Raw genomic sequence first — 16,775 nt, forward strand, 5'->3', positions numbered from 1 at the left:
GGACCCGGGACACGTATCGTGGCCCCACATAGACCGTACGCGGCCGCATTTCGGCAGTATTGCGACTGGAACCGACCACGGACCGCTGTGCCGGGGGATAAGAACGGTCCAGCGGTTGGCCGCGGGTATCGCGCGCACTGGGGAGGCGTCGTGGACGAGTACGCGGGGCGAGTGCTCGCCGAGCGCTACCGCCTTCCTGTGCCGCCGCCGGACGCTCCCGAGCCGGTCCTGACCCGCGCGCTGGACACGCGCAGCGGGCAGGAGGTGCTGGTCCGTCAGGTGCCGCTCCCGGAGGTCGTGGACGCGGAGCTGGTCGACGAGTACGACATGGGCGCCGGTCGCCGTGGGCGCCGTACGGGGGCCGGTTCCGGGTCCGGCCCCGGCTCCGGTGGGGGCTCGCGGGCCGACCGCGATCCGTCCGATCCCGTGGTGCGGCGCGCCCTGGAGGCCGCGACGGCCGCCGCGCGCGTCCCTGACCATCCCCGGCTCGACCAGGTTTTCGACGTCTTCGCGCAGGACGGCAGCCTGTGGATCGTCAGCGAACGGGTCCCGGCCCGGCCGCTGTCGGCGCTGCTCGCCGACCGCACGCTGTCCCCGCACCGCGCGGCGGAGATCGCCGCCGACATCCTCACCGCACTGCGCACGCTGCACGCGCACGGCTGGACGCACCGCAACATCACCCCGCGCACGGTCCTGGTCTGCGACGACGGCCGCGTAGTCCTCACCGGCCTGGCCGCCGGCGCCGCGGAGGAGGCCCTGTGCGGCTACGACCCGGTCCCCCGAGAGGCGGAGCCGCCCCCGGGGGCGGTACGCCCGGGAGTTGTACGGGAGTGGCGTGCGGGGGGAGGGGGCGCGCCGGGTGGAGCTGTGGGCGGTACGGCTGCGCCTGGTGGGGCTGTTCCCGGTGGGACTGTTTCTGGTGGGGCTGCGCGTGGTGGTTCTTCTGGGGTGCCCGGGGCGCGTAGGCCTTCGGAGGTGGGGCCGCGAGTGTCTGCTGCGTCCGGCGGGGGACGCGGGGGCGTGACGCAGGCGGTGCCGGGGCCTTCTGGGGGGCCGGAGCGCGGTGACTCGGGGCGCGGCGGCCTGAGCGCCGGTGCGGCCGAGGACGATCCGCGGCGGGCGCGTGCCGGGGCAATCGCCGCGTACCGGGCGGGCGCCCGGGCCGCGGCGGCGCGCACGGCCGGTCCGGGGAACCGTTCCGCCTTGCCTCCGGGACCTCCTGGTGTACCGGGTCGCCCCGGCTCGCCTCAGGGGCAGCCCGCCGCAACGCAGGACCGCCCCGCCGTACCGCCGGGCCCTCCGGGCGTACCGCCGGGGCCTTCGGGTGCAGCGCACCAGGGCTCTTCGGGCGCGCCGCACCAGGGGCAGCCCGGTGCCGCGCCGCAGCAAGGGCCCGCCGCCCCGCCCGCTCCCCGGCAGCCGGCCGCGCCGGGCAGTGCCGCGTACGGAGGCGGGCTGCCGGGCCCGGTGCGCAGGCCGCAGGGCGGCACGTACGCGCTGCCGACCGGCCCGCAGAACCGTCCCACGGGCGCGGCCGTCCCGCCCGGGCCGGGTGACCGGCCCGCCGGTGCGGCGGCCGGCGTGCAGGGAGTGCCGGGCACCGGCGTGGACCCCGGCGTGGCGCCGGGCAACGCGCTGGCCGCCGAGCGCGCGCGCCAGGCGCGGATCACCATGGTCGGCGCGGTCACCGAGCGCTGGGCGCCCGAACAGGCCGGCCCCGTCCACGCGAACTGGCAGCTCGCGCCGCCCGTCGGCCCGGCCGCCGACCTCTGGGCGCTCGGCGCCCTGCTCTTCCGCAGCGTGCAGGGCCACGCCCCGTACCCGGAGGAGAGCGCCGCCGAACTGGTCCAACTGGTGTGCGCCCGCCCGCCCGCGCACGCGGAGGAGTGCGGCGCGCTGCGCCCGGTGGTGGAGTCGCTGCTGCGCCAGGACCCCACCGAACGCCCCGACTTCGAGGAGCTGCGCGGCTGGCTGCGCTCCCTCGTACGCGCGGCACCGGAGCCGGAGGCCGGCCGCGCGGTCGTGACCGTACCGGCCCTGGAGCGGGGCACCGACCCGCGCCGGCTGCCGATCGTGCGCCGCCGCGGCGAGCTCGTACGGCGCGGCCGGCACAAGAAGCCACGCCCGCGCCGGGAGCGCCCGCACGGGACCGCGGCACCCACAGCACACGCCGCCCCGCCGCCCCCGGCGCGCCCCACAGCACCACCGCGCGCCCACGACGGCGCACGCGCCCACGACCACGACCGCCCGCGGCAGCGCCAGCCGCGGCCGAGCCGCGTCCGGACGCCCCGCGACCGGACGCCCCGCGGCGGCCCCCGCCGGCTCGGCATGCTGCTGCTCGGCCTCGTGCTGCTGCTGGTCGTCGGCGCGGTGGTGGTCGCCGCGGTGTTCCTGCCCGAGAACGGCACGGACCCGGACGGCTCGGGGAACGCGCGGAGCAGCGTGCCCAGCGGTAGCGAGACCGGCCCGCCCGCGCCCGACCCGGCGCAGTCGCAGCCGGACGGCGCGGACCCGACCGGCACGCACCCCCGGACCACCGCACCGGACGGCCTGGCCGACGGCTTCGAGATGCGCGACGACCCCGAGGGCTTCCGGATCGCCGTGCACGAGGGCTGGCAGCGGCACGCCAAGAACGCCGAGGGCCAGGTGCGCTACACCAAGGGCGCCTTCACGCTGCTGGTGGTGCCGGGCCGGGACAGCGCGAAGCGGTTCGGCTCCGACCCGATGGCGTACCAGCGGGACAAGGAGGCCGAGCTGGCGCCGTTCCGCGACGCGAACTGGACCTCGACCTCGGGGCTGCGGCGCACGGACGTCGGCCGGACGGCCATGGCGGAGGGCACCTTCACCTGGGGCGAGGACAGCGGCTCCGCGACGTACGCGCGCAACATGGCGCTCCTGAAGGGCGGCCGCTACCACCTCGTCCTGGTCATCGGCCCGGACCGCGACCGGGCCGAGGTGGACCGCCTCTACGAACAGGCGTCGGCGTCCTTCCGCCCCTGAGCGCCGGGACCGGTGCAGGCGACGCCGCGCGCGCCCGGCGCGAACCGGGCGCGCAGCTCACCCTTGAGCACCTTGCGCAGCGTCGCGCCCCGGGGGAGCGCGTCCACCACCTCCACCCGTTCGGGCACCTTGTGCGGCGCCAGCCCGCGCTCTCGTAGCCACGCGCCCAGCGCCTCCGCCGTTACCGGGGGCGCGCCGTCCCGCTGTTCCACCACCGCGCACACCAGTTCCCCGCGCGCGGCGTCCGGAAGCCCGATGACAGCGGCGTCCCGGACGTCCGGATGCAGAGAGAGCAGGTCCTCGATCTCTTTGGCCGAGACGTTCTCGCCCTTACGGATGATGATGTCCTTCAGCCGCCCGGTGACGACGAGCCGCCCCTCGGGGGTGAGGCGCCCGAGGTCCCCGGTGGGCAGGAACCCGTCGGCGTCGAACGGGTCCGGCTCGCCGAGGTACCCCTGGCACACGGCGGGGCCGCGCAGCCGTATCTCGCCGTCCGCGCCGATGCGGATCTCCATGCCGGCCGGCGGGCGGCCGTCGGCCGTGGCCAGGTCCGCGTCGCTGTCCAGCGGATCGCCCATGGTCACCATCGGGGCCTCGGTCAGCGCGTACCCGTGGGTGAGGGCGCAGCCCAGCTCGCGGACCACCTCGTAGTACAGCCCGGGAGGTTTGGGCGCGCCGCCGCCCGCCAACAGACGCAGGTCGGGCAGGAGCGGCCCGGAGCCGGCCTGCCGCCGCTGTTCGGCGAGGAAGAGCTGGTAGAAGGCGGTGGAGCCGCCCGCGATGGTGACGCCGTGCCGGCGGTACGCGCTCAGCGCTTCGGGCAGCGCGAAGTGTTCGAAGAGGACGGCCGGGATGCCGTGCCGCAGCAGCATGACGGTGTAATCGGGGCCCGCGACATGCGCGTACGGGAACGCCATCGAGCCCACGTCGCGCGCGTCCACGCGCAGCGCGCGCCCGAGGTCGGTGCCCGCGGTGAGCAGCGCCCGGTCGCAGTGCAGGACGCCCTTGGGGCCCGCGGTGGTGCCCGAGGTCCAGTAGATCCAGCGGGTCTCCCCGGGGTCGGCGGGCGGCGGCGGCAGGCTGCCGGGGCCGCCGTCGGGCAGCGTGGCGTACGCGTCGAGGACCGTGAGCGGGCCGGGGAGCCGGGCGGCGATCCGATGGCCCATGGCGGTGTGGTCGAAGCCGCGCCAGGTACCGGGCGTGAGGAAGAACTCCGCTTCGGTGCGGCGCAGTACGTGTGCCACCTCGTGGTCGCGGTAGAGCGGGACGACCGGGCTCTGTACCGCGCCGAGCCTGCCCAGGGCGAGGGTGAGCAGAACCGTTTCGATCCGGGTCGGCAGCTGCCAGACGACCCGGGTGCCGGCGCGCACGCCCCGCGCGTGCAGTCCGGCCGCGACCCGTTCCGCGCGGGCGCGCAGCGCGCCGAAGCCGATGCGTACCTCGTCTTCCGGTGTGTCCCCCGCCTGTATGAGCGCGGTGGCATCCGGAGTGCGGTCGGCACGGTCCGCGACCAGTCCCCACAGGGTCTCGCTCGCCATACGTCCTCCGTGGTCCACAGAACTGACGGGCCATCAGGTAACCACCGGAGCGTAGAGGTGTGTGCCTTGTCGGTCCAGGGGGCGGGGGCTAGCCTGCGTCCAGGAACTGACTACCCGTCAGGTGATGAGGGGACAGGGGACTCCCATGGAGCTACCGCGCATCATCAGCGTCGACGACCACGTGATCGAGCCCGCGCACCTCTTCGAGACCTGGCTGCCGGCGAAGTACCGGGACCGCGGGCCCAGGCCGCTGACCGCCGGCATCGGCGAGCTGGCGTACGTGGGCGGCAAGTACGTCATCACCATGGACCCGGACGGCCCGCCCACCGACTGGTGGATCTACGAGGACCTGAAGTTCCCGTACAAGCGCAACATCGCCGCCGTCGGCTTCGACCGTGACGAGATGACGCTGGAGGGCATCACCCGCGCGCAGATGCGCCCCGGCTGCTGGGACCCGGCCGAGCGCCTGAAGGACATGGACCTCAACCACGTCGAGGCGTCCCTCTGCTTCCCGACCTTCCCCCGTTTCTGCGGCCAGACCTTTGCGGAGGCGCACGACAAGGAGGTCGCGCTGGCGTGCGTGCGGGCGTACAACGACTGGATGGTCGAGGAGTGGTGCGGCGACAGCGGCGGCCGGCTGATCCCGTTGTGCATCGTGCCCCTCTGGGACATCGACCTCGCCGTCCAAGAGGTGCGGCGCAACGCCGCTCGTGGAGTGCGGGCCGTGACGTTCAGCGAGATCCCCACGTACCTCGGACTGCCCTCCATCCACAGCGGCTACTGGGATCCCTTCTTCGCGGTCTGCGAGGAGACCGGCACGGTCGTCAACATGCACATCGGGTCCAGCTCCCAGATGCCGGCCGCGTCCCCCGATGCGCCGCCCGCCGTGCAGGCCGCCCTCTCGTTCAACAATGCGATGGCCTCGATGATGGACTTCTTGTTCAGCGGCGTCCTGGTGAAATTCCCGCAGCTCAAACTCGCGTACAGCGAGGGACAGATGGGTTGGATCCCGTACGCGCTCGAACGGGCCGACGACGTGTGGGAGGAGCACCGGGCCTGGGGCGGGGTGCGCGACCTGATCCCCGAGCCGCCCTCGACGTACTACTACCGGCAGATCTTCTGCTGCTTCTTCCGGGACAAGCACGGCGTCGCCTCCTTGGACGCGGTCGGTCGGGACAACGCCACCTTCGAGACGGACTACCCGCACGTGGACTCGACCTTCCCGCACACCAAGGAGGTCGCGCTCGACCACGTGAAGGGACTGGACGAGGAGACCGTGTACAAGCTGATGCGGGGCAACGCGATACGGATGCTCGGCCTCGCCCTGGACTCGTGAGGCCCCGGTGGACCTCACGTACACGGACGAGGAGGAGGACTTCCGGGCCCGGCTGCGCGCGTGGCTGCGCGAGGTGCTGCCGAAGCTCCCCGACCGCCCCGCCGCCACCGACTGGCCCGGCCGCAGGGCCTACGACACGGCCTGGCAGCGGCTGCTGTACGACGCCGGGTACGCGGGGCTGCACTGGCCCGCCGACGCCGGCGGACGGGGCGCGACGCCCACCCAGCACCTGATCTTCCTGGAGGAGACGGAGCGGGCCGGCGCACCGTACGTGGGCGCGAACTTCGTCGGGCTGCTGCACGCCGGGCCCACCATCGCCGCCGAGGGCACAGCCGGGCAGCGCGCCCGCTGGCTGCCGCCGATCCTGCGTGGCGAGGAGATCTGGTGTCAGGGCTTCAGCGAGCCGGACGCCGGTTCGGATCTGGCGGCGCTGCGTACGAAGGCGGTGCGGGACGGCGACGCCTACGTGGTCAGCGGCAGCAAGACATGGACCTCGCACGCCGAGGTCGCCGACTGGTGCGAGCTGCTGGTGCGTACCGACCCCGAGGCGCCGCGGCGCAGAGGTATCAGCTGGCTCGCGATGCCCATGGACGCGCCCGGCATCACCGTACGGCCGCTGCGCACGCTCACGGGGACCGCCGAGTTCGCGGAGGTCTTCCTCGACGAGGTGCGGGTGCCGGTGGCGAACCGCATCGGGGCCGAGCACGACGGCTGGCGGGTGACGATGGTGACGCTCTCCTTCGAGCGCGGCACCGCCTTCGTGGGCGAGGTCGTGGCGTGCCATCGGGTGCTCGTCGCGCTGGCCCGTAAGGCGCGCGACAACGGCCGCTGGGACGACCCGGTACTGCGGCGCAGGCTCGGGCACCTGGCCGCGGAGTTCGCCGCGCTCTGGCGCCTCACGCAGTGGAACGTCAGCGAGGCGCAGCACAGAGGCGGCGTGCCCGGCGCCGGCGGCTCGGTCTTCAAGCTGCGGTACTCGCACGCCCGGCAGGAGCTGTACGACGCGGCCGCCGAGGTGCTGGGCGCCGGGTCGCTCGACGCGGACCACGAGTGGTTCGCCGACCGGCTCTCGGCCCTCTCGTACACGATCGCGGCCGGCACCTCCCAGATCCAGCAGAACATCGTGGCCGAGCGGCTCCTCGGCCTCCCGAAGGGACGCTGACCGTGGACTTCCACCTCACCGACGACCAACGGGCGCTGCGCGCGGGCGTGCACGAACTGCTGGCCGGGCGCTTCCCCAGGGAGCGGCTGCGCGCGGCGGTGGACGCCTACGAGGCGGCGGACGGCGGACCTGTACTGGACCGTGCCCTGTGGCGCGAACTGGCGGACGCGGGCTTCTTCTCGCTGCTGCTGCCCGAGGCGGAGGGCGGCGCGGGGCTCGGGCTGCCCGAAGCGGTCCTGGTGCTGGAGGAGGCCGGGCGGGCGCTGCTGCCGGGGCCCCTGGTGGCCGGGGTGCTGCTGGCGGGCGCGGTGGACGGGGTGGCGGCCGGCGAGCGGGTCGCCGGGCTGTGCGACGCGGCGTCGGCCCCGGCCCTGTGGGAGCACCCGTCCGACTGTGACGAGGTCATCGTGGTGGCGGAGCACGCTGCGTACCGGTGTGCGCCCGACGGCCTGCGGACGGCCCCGGTGCGCTCGGTGGACCCGCTGACCCCGCTCGCCCGGCTCCTCGACGGCCCGTCCGGTGCGCCGTACGCGGCGGACGTGCCCCGGCTCCGCCGCGAGGCCGTACTGCTGACAGCCGCGCAGCAGCTGGGCGGCGCCGTAAAGGCCCTGGAGGCGGCAGTGGCGTACGCGGGGCAGCGGGAGCAGTTCGGGGCCCCGATCGGCTCCTTCCAGGCCGTCAAGCACCTGTGTGCGCAGATGCTGGTACGGGTGGAGCTCGCCCGAAGTGCCGTTTATGCGGCCTCTGTCACCGAAGATCCCGCCGAGGTGTCCGGTGCGAAGCTGCTCGCCGACGAGGCCGCCGTACGCAACGCCCGCGACTGCCTTCAGGTGCACGGCGGCATGGGATTCACCTGGGAGGCGGACGTGCACCTCCTCCTGAAGCGGGCCTGGCTGCGCGCGGAGAGCTGGCAGTCGGCGGCCGCGGGCGAGGAGGCGCTGGCGGCGGCGTTGGCCGACGGTCATATCGCTGTGTGACGGCTGTTGAGCGGAATGTCGGACTCCGCACGGATGAGCGGTCACGCTGCGTCGATATCGGGTTGTGTCCTTCGCGTGACTCGTTACGCGGGGGAGTCGGTGCGGCGCTCGGGTACGCTCGCTCGGGTGCGAGTGGTTCTGAGGCGCAATCGGCCCGGCGTTGCCTGCGAGGCACCTCCGGGGTACGGGATGCGTACCGCTCGCACCGGGCAGGGGCCCGCGAATCCCCTGCGTTCGACTCCCCGCATTGCGCGTCGCACAGTATGCAGCACGCATACTCCCTTCCGCTGGAATATGCCTGAAGCGCTTGTTGGGGTGACTGAACGTCAACCATGCTGTGCTTCGTCGGGATCACGCACCGTGATCCCGTGGAGGCGCGAGGCGATGTTTCCGCCGGTTCGGATGGTGTGAGCGGTGCAGGTGCTTCAGGTGCAGTTGGAGGTGCGGCCCGACCCCGCTGAGGTGGGGCGGGCCCGCAGGTGGGCCCGGTCGCGGCTGGCCGGGTCCGGCATAGGGGCCGATGAGCCGCTGGCGGAGACGCTGATCCTGCTGGTCTCCGAGCTCGTCACCAACGCCGTGGTGCACGCCGGCTCGCACGCCGAGCTGCGGCTGCGCTTCTCCGGTGCGGGGCCCGTGGTCGGGACGGTGCGCCTGGAGGTCGTGGACGGCAGCGCCCGCCCGCCGCGGCCGCGCCGTGCGGAGGGTGACGACACGAACGGCCGTGGCCTGGAGCTGGTCGACGGGCTGGCCGACCGCTGGGGCTGGCAGCCCGAAGGGCCGGGCAAGCGCATCTGGTGCGAGGTGGACCGTGGCCGGTCGCTGCTGATGGCCACCGGGGCCGAGCCGGGCGCACTGGGGGCGTACGAGCAGCCGTGTGCCGTCACAAACAGGATGTAACGGAAATAGTCCAGACCAGGTGTTGACGTGACGTGGCACCTTGATCACGCTTGGGGCAGCGATTCGCCGCGAGGGGACGCCGAGGGTACGGGGGAGACGCCCCCTTGGCGAGTGCGGGTCGCGCCCGGAGCCGGGTGGCGGTCCGCGGTGCCGCGCTCGGGGTGCGCATGAGCGCACCGCCACCTTGGCCGGGCGGCCCTTCTGTGGGGCCGCTGTGGACGGCTCCCCGTGGAGAGCCGCTGTGGTCGGCTCCTAGAGCACCGCTACGGGGGCGACCGGCGCCCCGGAGCCGCCGACGAACGGCTCCGCCACCGCCGAGAGCAGGAAGGCGTAGCGCCCCTCTGCGGCGCAGGCCGCCGACAGCTCCTCCAGGTTCCAGTTCTGACCCTGCAGCAGCCCCATCTCCACGAGGTGCAGCGCATGCACGGGCATCCACAGGTCCGTGATCTCCGGCGGGAAGATCTCGAAGGTGAGGGTGTCATTGGCGACCGCGGCGACGTCGCGGGCGTGGAACCACTCCGGAGTGCGGACCGACAGCCCTGGCGAGGGGAACGCGTATCCCTGCTTGTCGCCCGCCAGATAGCGCCGCAGCTGCCCGGTGCGTACGAGGACGACGTCACCGGCGCGTACGGCCGTGCCGGCCAGCTCCTCCGCGGCCTCCAGGTCCTCGGGGGTGACCGCGTGCGCGCCGTCCAGCGGCCGGTCGCCGCCGCCGTCCCGCACGCGCGCCACGTCCAGCAGTACGCCGCGTGACAGGACCGGAGGGGCCTTCTCGATGCCGAGCGCGGTCGCTCCGGCGTGCGCGGTGACGGCGGCGGCCGGGCGGCCGTTGTAGAGCTTCCCCGAGTGCGAGACGTGCGTGAGGCCGTCCCAGTGGGTGGCCGCCTGCAGGCCCATGGTCACCACGTCGTCGCTGGTCGCGATCGTGTCGGGGCCGAACATCTCGTGGTTGATCGCGACCATCGTGTGCAGTGGATTGACCCGCCCCGGTATGGCGCCGGTCTGCACGCCGTCCTGCCGGAGCGGCAGCGCGAGCGGGATGCGCAGGCCGCTGCGCACGGTTGCCACGGCGGCGCGCACCACGTCCGCCGTAATCAGGTTCAGCGTGCCGATCTCGTCGTCCGGTCCCCACCGCCCCCAGTTGTTCACACGTCGGGCGATCTCGTGGAACTCCGGCGGCAGGGGCATGCGCCCTCCTCGGGGGATTCGGTCGTGGGGCTTGTCTTCGTACCGCGTCTGCCCAAAAATCTAACGGTCCGTCAGAAACTGCGGGAAGGGGCGCGGCATGGGGAACTTCTTGACCGGCAAGGTGGTCGCCGTCACGGGGGCGGGCCGCGGCATCGGGCGGGCCGTGGCGCTGGCGGCCGCGGCCGAGGGCGCCAGGGTGATCGTCAACGACTACGGCGTCTCGGTGGACGGCAGCGAGCCCGGCAGCGAGGTCGCCGCCGGGGTGGTGAAGGAGATCGAGGCGGCCGGCGGCGAGGCCGTCGCGGTCGCCGACGACGTCGCCACGATGGACGGCGGGCAGCGCATCGTGGACACGGCCCTCGCGCGCTACGGGCGCATCGACGGCGTGGTGTGCGTGGCGGGCATCCTGCGCGAACGGATGCTGTTCAACATGTCCGAGGCGGAGTGGGACCCGGTGATCGCGACCCACCTCAAGGGCACGTTCACGGTCTTCCGGGCGGCCGCCGCGGTGATGCGCAGGCAGCGGACCGGCACCCTCATCGGCTTCACCAGCGGCAACCACCAGGGCAGCGTCTCCCAGGCCAACTACGCCTCGGCCAAGGGCGGCATCATCTCCCTCGTGCGCAGCGCCGCGCTGGGGCTGCACAAGTACGGCGTGACCGCGAACGCCGTGGCACCCGTCGCGCGCACCCGTATGTCCGCGGGCGTCCCCATGGAGCTCAAGGAGATCGGCGAGCCCGAGGACGTCGCGGCGCTCGTCGTCTACTTGCTGAGCGAGCGCGCCAAGGGGGAGGGCGTCACCGGCCAGGTGTACACGGTCGCCGGCCCGAAGATCGCGGTCTGGGCGCAGCCCCGGGAGCTGCGCGCCGCGTACAACGAAGGCCCGTGGACGCCGGAACGGATCGCCGACTTCCTCCCGGGGACGGTCGGCACCGACCCCATGCCGCTGCTGGACCGGCTGGAGGCGATGGCGGCAGCGGCGGCCGCCAAGGAGCGCCCCAATGCCTAGCCGGGCCACGGCGGCCCGGAACGGCTCCCCGAGGGGCCAGGCGGGGGAGAGGTGGGCGTCGTGCGGGGTGTGATCTTCGATGGTGAGGCGCCGCGGTTCGTGACCGACCTGGAGGTTCGCTCCCCGGGGCCGGGCGAGGTCCTGGTCGGCATCCGTGCGGCGGGGCTGTGCCACAGCGATGTGTCAGTGGTCGATGGGACGATTCCCTTTCCGGTGCCGGTCGTGCTGGGGCACGAGGGCGCCGGGGTCGTCGAGGCCGTGGGAGAAGGGGTTTCGCATGTGGTGCCGGGGGACCATGTGGCGCTGTCCACGCTCGCCAACTGCGGGGCGTGCGCGGAGTGCGACCGGGGGCGGCCGACGATGTGCCGGAAGGCGATCGGCATGCCGGGCAGGCCCTTCCGGCGCGGCGATACGCGGCTGTACAGCTTCGCCTCCAACTCCGCGTTCGCCGAGCGCACGGTCGTCAAGGCCGTCCAGGCGGTGAAGATCCCTGCTGATCTCCCGATGGCCTCCGCCGCGCTCCTGGGGTGCGGCGTGCTGACGGGTATCGGGGCGGTGCTCAACCGCGCCCGGGTCGGCCACGGCGAGTCGGTGGTGGTGATCGGGACCGGCGGCATCGGGCTGAACGTCCTGCAGGGGGCCCGTATCGCGGGTGCGTCGACGATCGTCGCGGTGGACGCGAACCCGGCGAAGAAGGCGGTGGCACGGCAGTTCGGCGCGACGCACTTCGTGGACGCGTCGGCGGCCGACACCGTAGCGGCGGTGCGCGACATCCTGCCCACGGGCGCCGACCACGCCTTCGAGTGCGTGGGCAGCGCCCGGCTGATCCGGCAGGCGGTCGACCTGCTGGACCGGCGCGGCCAGGCGGTCCTGCTCGGCGTCCCGCCGGCCGACACGGAGGCGTCCTTCCTGGTGTCGTCGATGTACCTGGACAAGGCGATCCTGGGCTGCCGGTACGGCTTGTCCCGGCCGCAGCGGGACATCGCGCTGTACGCGGAGCTGTACCGCACGGGGCGGCTGCTCCTGGACGAACTGGTCACCCGTACGTACCCGGTGGAGGACTTCGCGAAGGCGGCGGCGGACGCGGCGGAGGGGAGGCTGGCGCGCGGGGTGCTCACCTTCTGAGCCGCCCGCGGCACTTGGGGGCTCGGACGCTTGGCCCGATCCTGAGGAATCATGGCCATCCGGCCACTCGAAGGCGGCGGAGCGCTGCCCGAGGCTGAGGGGGTGACCCAGACACCCCAGCCTTCCGCCCCACCGGAGCCGACTCCGGTGTTGTCCGCGGCGCCGCCCAAGAGGCGCCGCGGCCCGCGCCGCCGCCCGCACCGCGCGTGGTCCGTCGCCGCGGTCACCTTCCTCACCCTCATCGGCGCCGCCGGCTTCGCCTCCTTGCCGGGCCTGCTCATCGAGCCGCTGCACGAGGAGTTCCGCTGGTCGCGCGGCACCATCGGGTTCGCGGTCTCGGTCAATCTCGCGCTGTACGGGCTCACCGCCCCGTTCGCCGCCGCGCTCATGGACCGGTTCGGCATCCGCCGGGTCGTCGCCGCGGCGCTCGCCGTGATCGCCGCCGGCGCCGGGCTCACCGTGGTGATGACCGCCTCCTGGCAGCTGATCCTCTACTGGGGCGTCCTCGTCGGCCTGGGCAGCGGCTCCATGGCGCTGGCCTTCGCCGCCACCGTCACGGGGCGCTGGTTCGTCCAGCGGCGCGGCCTGGTCACCGGCATCCTCACCGCCGCGGGCGCGTCCGGGCAGCTGGTCTTCCTCCCGCTGCTCTCCTGGATCATCGAGGGCCACGGCTGGCGCCCCGCGGCCGTCACGGTGGCGCTGACCGCCGTGGCCGTCGTACCGCTGGTGTGGCTGCTGCTGCGCGACCACCCCGCGGACGTGGGCGTGGCACCGTACGGCGCGACAGAGTTCGTACCGCGCCCCGCTCCGCAACGAGGCGCCGCCCGGCGCGCGCTCGGTGCGCTCGCCAACGCCGCGCGCACCGGCCCCTTCTGGCTCCTCGCCGGCACCTTCGCGATCTGCGGCGCGACCACGAACGGCCTGGTCAAGACGCACTTCGTGCCCGCGGCCCACGATCACGGCATGCCGATGACGCTCGCCGCCTCACTGCTCGCGGTCATCGGGATCTTCGACATCCTCGGGACGGTCGCCTCCGGCTGGTTCACCGATCGCTTCGACAGCCGCCGGCTGCTCGCCGCGTACTACGGGCTGCGCGGCGTATCCCTGATGTTCCTGCCGATGCTGCTCTCGGACACCGTCCACCCGCCGATGCTTTTTTTCATCGTCTTCTACGGCCTGGACTGGGTCGCGACCGTGCCGCCCACGATTGCGCTGTGCCGCGAGCACTACGGGGACGATGCCGCGATCGTCTTCGGGTGGGTGCTGGCCTCCCACCAAGTGGGTGCCGCCCTCATCGCCTTCATCGGGGGCCTCGCCCGGGACGCGCTCGGCACGTACGACCCGGTCTGGTACGCCTCCGGGGCCCTGTGTGCCCTGGCGGTCCTGATGGCACTGGTGATCCGGCGCCGGACGGAGGCACCGGTCAGCGCCTGATCTCCCGGAACTCCCCGAACGTACCCCGGTGGAACAGCAACGGCCCCGCGGCCGCCGCCGCTTCGTCCGTGCCGAGCGCGTCCACCCGGCCCACGACGACGAGGTGGTCGCCTCCCGTGTGGACGGCCTGGACGGTGCAGTCGATCCAGGCCGGCACGTCCGCCAGCCGCGGGGAGCCGCTCACCGGCGCCGGCGCGTGCCGTACCCCGGCGAACTTGTCGGCGCCGCTGACCGCGAAGCCACGGCACAGCGCGCCCTGGCCCGCGCCCAGGATGTTCACGCAGAACACCCCGGCCCGGGCGATCCGCGGCCAGGTCGTGGACGTGCGCGCCACCATGAAGGCCACCAGCGGCGGGTCCAGGGAGAGCGAGGCGAACGACTGGCAGGCGAAGCCGGCGGGCGCGGGCTCCTTCGCGTCGCCCGGCGCCGTGATGATCGTGACGCCGCTCGCGAAATGGCCCAGCACGCGCCGGAATTCGTCCCGGTCGACCGGGGCCCGCTCGTCCTCGCGTACGGCCCGCAGGGGCGCCCTGGAGGTCGTTCCCGAGGCCGTGGGCGCCGCCGGGGGCGAGGCCGCGGTACCGGTCGCACGCAGATAGCGCACCGCTGTGGCTGCCATGCCGGCATGTCCCATCATGCTGCGCTCCCTTCCACATCCTCATTGAATCTGATGGGCCGTCAGATAGGAAGTGCGGGGCGCGCGGGGTCAGGCGGGCTGCGCGGGCGGCGCCCGGTGGCGGATCACCGGCGGATCGAATAATTGTCGGTATTCGGTCGGTTGGCGGCGGATCATGCCGGGTATCTCCCTCAAGGCCGCACCCGTATCGGATTCCGGGAGAGTTCCGCCGCATGGCCGATGCGATGGCGTCGTCGTCCCTTCCGTCGCCGTCCTTCGACGACGTCTTCTGCGGGCTGCTGCCGCGGCTCTACCGCAGGGCGGTGCTGCTCGCGGGGTCCCGGCAGGCGGCGGAGGACATCGTGCACGAGGCGTACTTGAAGCTCGCCGGGCGCCCGTACCGCTTCCTGGAAGACCCGGAGCCGTACGCCCGCGCCTTCACGGCCCTGCTGAGCGTCGCCCGGGAGGCGCATCGCAGGGAGCGCCGGCAGGCGCTGATCGGCGAGGGCGGCCCGGAGGACGGGCCGGGCAGCGGCGCGCTCATGCGGGAGCTGCCCGGTGCCGGCTGGGACGGCGCACGGGAGCGCCGGCAGGCCGAGCTGGAAGCGGTGCGGATGCTCAGCCGGCTCTCGCACCGCCAGGCCGGCCTGGTCATCCTCGTCGACCTGGACGGATACACCATCGGCAAGGCCGCCAGGATCATGAAGGTGCAGCGGTGCACGGCGGCCCGGCACCGGGCGCGCGCCCTGGACCGGCTGCGCGGCTACCTCGCCGCTTCGCCGTACGACCTCACGGGGAGGTGAGCACACCGTGGAGCGGGACGACTTCGGGAACACGCACGTGGCCCCTGAGGGCGGCCGGGGAGACGACTCCGGGGGCGGGCAGTGGCGCCCCGAAGGCGGGCAGGGGCGTCTCTCCAATGGCCGCGGGAGCCCCCGTAGCGGTTACCGGAACGGCCTGGGGCGCCGTGCTGCCGAAACGATATTGCGGGAACGCCTCCGGGCGGCCGACGAGGAAATCCAGCCACCGCCCGGGCTGTGGACCCGCATAGCCGAGTCCGCGCCCGCGCCCGGCGCGCCCCGCAGCCCCCTGTCGTTCCTGCGCCGCCGGCCACAGCTGATGACGGTGCTGTTCGCCGTGGCGGCGCTCGCCCTGGGCCTCGCCGTGTGGCGGCTCGTGGGGACGGGCAGCGAGCGCCCCGCGCCGCCCGGGCCCGGCACGGGGCTGGAGGTCACGGTGTACAACAGTGAACCGGCGTGCGAGAAGGCGCGCACAGTACGGTGCGCGCTGCGGCTGGCCCGGGACCCGCACCAGGCGTACGCCGCCCCGGGGAACGCCGCGGGCCGCGTCTGGAACGGCGACCGGCTGGCCACGGAGTGCGTCGTCACCAACGGGCGCCTCGTGCGGGACAAGACGGGCGCGATCTCCCACCGCTGGTACCGGGTGACCTCCGCGGAGGGCGCCGAGGGCTGGCTGCCGGGCGTCCACACCCGCGACGTCCACGAGGTACCGCTCTGCCCCAGCGGCGAGTCCTAGACGTCTGCCTCAGGGGTCAGTCGCTCCGCCGAGTCGCTCAGCCCCAGCGGCGAGTTCCGGCGGAACGCGGCCCCTCGTGGTCAGCGGCCGCGGTACTCCGGTGTACGGCGTGCCACGAAGGCCGCCACCCCCTCCTGCGCGTCCGCCGTCGTCATGTTCATCTCCTGAGCGGCGGCCTCGGCGGCGAAGGCCGCGCCGCGGTCGGCATCCAGCGAAGAGTTGACCAACTGCTTGGTGAGGGCCAGCGCGCGCGTCGGTCCGGCCGCCAGCCGGTCGGCCCAGGCGGCCGCGGTCTTCGCCAGTTCGCCGTCCGGTACCACCCTGTTGACCAGCCCGAGCCGCTCGGCCTCGGCGGCGGGAAGCGCGTCACCGAAGAACATCAGCTCCTTCGCGCGCTGCGGGCCGGTCAGCCGGGGCAGCAGATACGCGCCGCCGCCGTCGGGCACCAGGCCGCGGCGCACGAACACCTCGATGAACGTGGCCGATTCGGCCGCCAGGACCAGGTCGCAGGCGAGGGCGAGGTGCGCCCCGAGTCCCGCCGCGGTGCCGTTGACCGCCGCGATCACCGGCTTCTCGCAGTCCATGACCGCGGCGATCAGCCGCTGGGCGCCCTGCCGGATCATCCGTGCGACATCGCCGGCGATCCGCTCGCTGCCGCTGCCGCTGCCGGTGACGTCGGGCCGGGGTCGCAGGTCCGCGCCCGCGCAGAAAGCGCGGCCGGTCGCGGTGATCACCACGGCGCGTACGGCCGGGTCCGCGGAGACTTCCGCAAGCCGCGAAATGATGCGTTCGCGCTGGTCGGGGGTGACGGCATGCATGGCCTGCGGGCGGTTGAGAGTGATCCACGCCACGCCATTGTCAGTGGTGTGGAGTATCAAGGATTCGGAGGTCCCGCCGGGACCGACGGGGGAGGTCGTCATGATCAAGCTGCTCCAGCTTCTGACGTCGGCATGGACA

14 protein-coding genes are annotated in these 16,775 nt (G+C 73.7%); 10 read left to right on the forward strand and 4 right to left on the reverse strand.

What is annotated here, in order from left to right:
* Positions 1-150: 150 nt before the first annotated feature.
* Positions 151-3,000: a protein kinase gene (locus IF04_RS0126455; protein WP_030262984.1), complete on the forward strand. Its 2,850-nt coding sequence runs from the start codon at positions 151-153 to the stop codon at positions 2,998-3,000.
* Here IF04_RS0126455 and IF04_RS0126460 read toward each other — a convergent pair.
* Positions 2,967-4,538 (reverse strand): class I adenylate-forming enzyme family protein, encoded by a 1,572-nt coding sequence (locus tag IF04_RS0126460; protein ID WP_051831579.1) that lies wholly within the window; start codon positions 4,536-4,538, stop codon positions 2,967-2,969. The two genes, IF04_RS0126455 and IF04_RS0126460, sit on opposite strands and share 34 nt — an antisense overlap.
* A 145-nt stretch (positions 4,539-4,683) precedes the next feature.
* Here IF04_RS0126460 and IF04_RS0126465 point away from each other — a divergent pair, with 145 nt between their 5' ends.
* The 4 genes from IF04_RS0126465 (at position 4,684) to IF04_RS0126480 (ending at position 8,910) form a co-directional block, all read left to right on the forward strand.
* The gene (locus IF04_RS0126465) at positions 4,684-5,874 is read left to right on the forward strand and encodes an amidohydrolase family protein (protein ID WP_030262991.1); all 1,191 of its coding nucleotides are present in this window, start codon (positions 4,684-4,686) and stop codon (positions 5,872-5,874) included.
* A 7-nt stretch (positions 5,875-5,881) separates the two neighbouring features.
* Positions 5,882-7,036, forward strand: a complete 1,155-nt coding sequence (locus IF04_RS0126470; RefSeq protein ID WP_030262995.1) for an acyl-CoA dehydrogenase family protein — start codon at positions 5,882-5,884, stop codon at positions 7,034-7,036.
* Between the two features lie 2 nt (positions 7,037-7,038).
* Entirely contained in the window at positions 7,039-8,013 is a 975-nt protein-coding gene (locus IF04_RS0126475; RefSeq protein ID WP_030262998.1) for an acyl-CoA dehydrogenase family protein, read from the forward strand.
* Positions 8,014-8,427: 414 nt separating this feature from the next.
* Positions 8,428-8,910 carry an ATP-binding protein gene (locus IF04_RS0126480; RefSeq protein WP_030263004.1) on the forward strand — a complete coding sequence of 161 codons (483 nt, stop codon included), beginning with the start codon at positions 8,428-8,430 and terminating at the stop codon, positions 8,908-8,910.
* Between the two features lie 252 nt (positions 8,911-9,162).
* On the opposite strand, the gene IF04_RS0126485 is transcribed toward IF04_RS0126480, so the two are convergent.
* Entirely contained in the window at positions 9,163-10,098 is a 936-nt protein-coding gene (locus tag IF04_RS0126485; RefSeq protein WP_030263007.1) for a cyclase family protein, read from the reverse strand.
* 97 nt (positions 10,099-10,195) lie between these two features.
* Between IF04_RS0126485 and IF04_RS0126490 the strand changes: the two genes are divergently transcribed.
* The 3 genes from IF04_RS0126490 to IF04_RS0126500 are packed head-to-tail and all read left to right on the forward strand — an operon-like array spanning position 10,196 to position 13,666.
* On the forward strand, positions 10,196-11,107 hold the full coding sequence (locus tag IF04_RS0126490) for an SDR family oxidoreductase (RefSeq protein WP_030263010.1): 912 nt from the start codon (positions 10,196-10,198) through the stop codon (positions 11,105-11,107).
* Positions 11,108-11,167: 60 nt separating this feature from the next.
* Positions 11,168-12,232, forward strand: a complete 1,065-nt coding sequence (locus IF04_RS0126495) for a Zn-dependent alcohol dehydrogenase (RefSeq protein WP_030263013.1) — start codon at positions 11,168-11,170, stop codon at positions 12,230-12,232.
* A 51-nt stretch (positions 12,233-12,283) separates the two neighbouring features.
* Positions 12,284-13,666 (forward strand): MFS transporter, encoded by a 1,383-nt coding sequence (locus IF04_RS0126500; protein ID WP_078600809.1) that lies wholly within the window; start codon positions 12,284-12,286, stop codon positions 13,664-13,666.
* Here the strand turns inward: IF04_RS0126500 and IF04_RS0126505 are convergent.
* Positions 13,656-14,285 (reverse strand): flavin reductase family protein, encoded by a 630-nt coding sequence (locus tag IF04_RS0126505; RefSeq protein WP_030263019.1) that lies wholly within the window; start codon positions 14,283-14,285, stop codon positions 13,656-13,658. The genes IF04_RS0126500 and IF04_RS0126505 overlap by 11 nt on opposite strands.
* A gap of 230 nt (positions 14,286-14,515) precedes the next feature.
* Between IF04_RS0126505 and IF04_RS0126510 the strand changes: the two genes are divergently transcribed.
* Together IF04_RS0126510 and IF04_RS0126515 are read left to right on the forward strand one after the other, a co-directional pair.
* Positions 14,516-15,085: an RNA polymerase sigma factor gene (locus IF04_RS0126510; protein ID WP_245654514.1), complete on the forward strand. Its 570-nt coding sequence runs from the start codon at positions 14,516-14,518 to the stop codon at positions 15,083-15,085.
* A 181-nt stretch (positions 15,086-15,266) separates the two neighbouring features.
* Positions 15,267-15,818 (forward strand): hypothetical protein, encoded by a 552-nt coding sequence (locus IF04_RS0126515; protein ID WP_245654515.1) that lies wholly within the window; start codon positions 15,267-15,269, stop codon positions 15,816-15,818.
* 80 nt (positions 15,819-15,898) lie between these two features.
* Here IF04_RS0126515 and IF04_RS0126520 read toward each other — a convergent pair whose 3' ends face one another.
* Complete coding sequence (locus IF04_RS0126520; protein WP_051831580.1) at positions 15,899-16,738, reverse strand: enoyl-CoA hydratase/isomerase family protein; 840 nt, start codon at positions 16,736-16,738, stop codon at positions 15,899-15,901.
* Between the last annotated feature and the right edge of the window lie 37 nt (positions 16,739-16,775).

The sequence above is a fragment of the Streptomyces violens genome, assembly GCF_000717745.1.
Lineage (GTDB): Bacteria > Actinomycetota > Actinomycetes > Streptomycetales > Streptomycetaceae > Streptomyces > Streptomyces violens.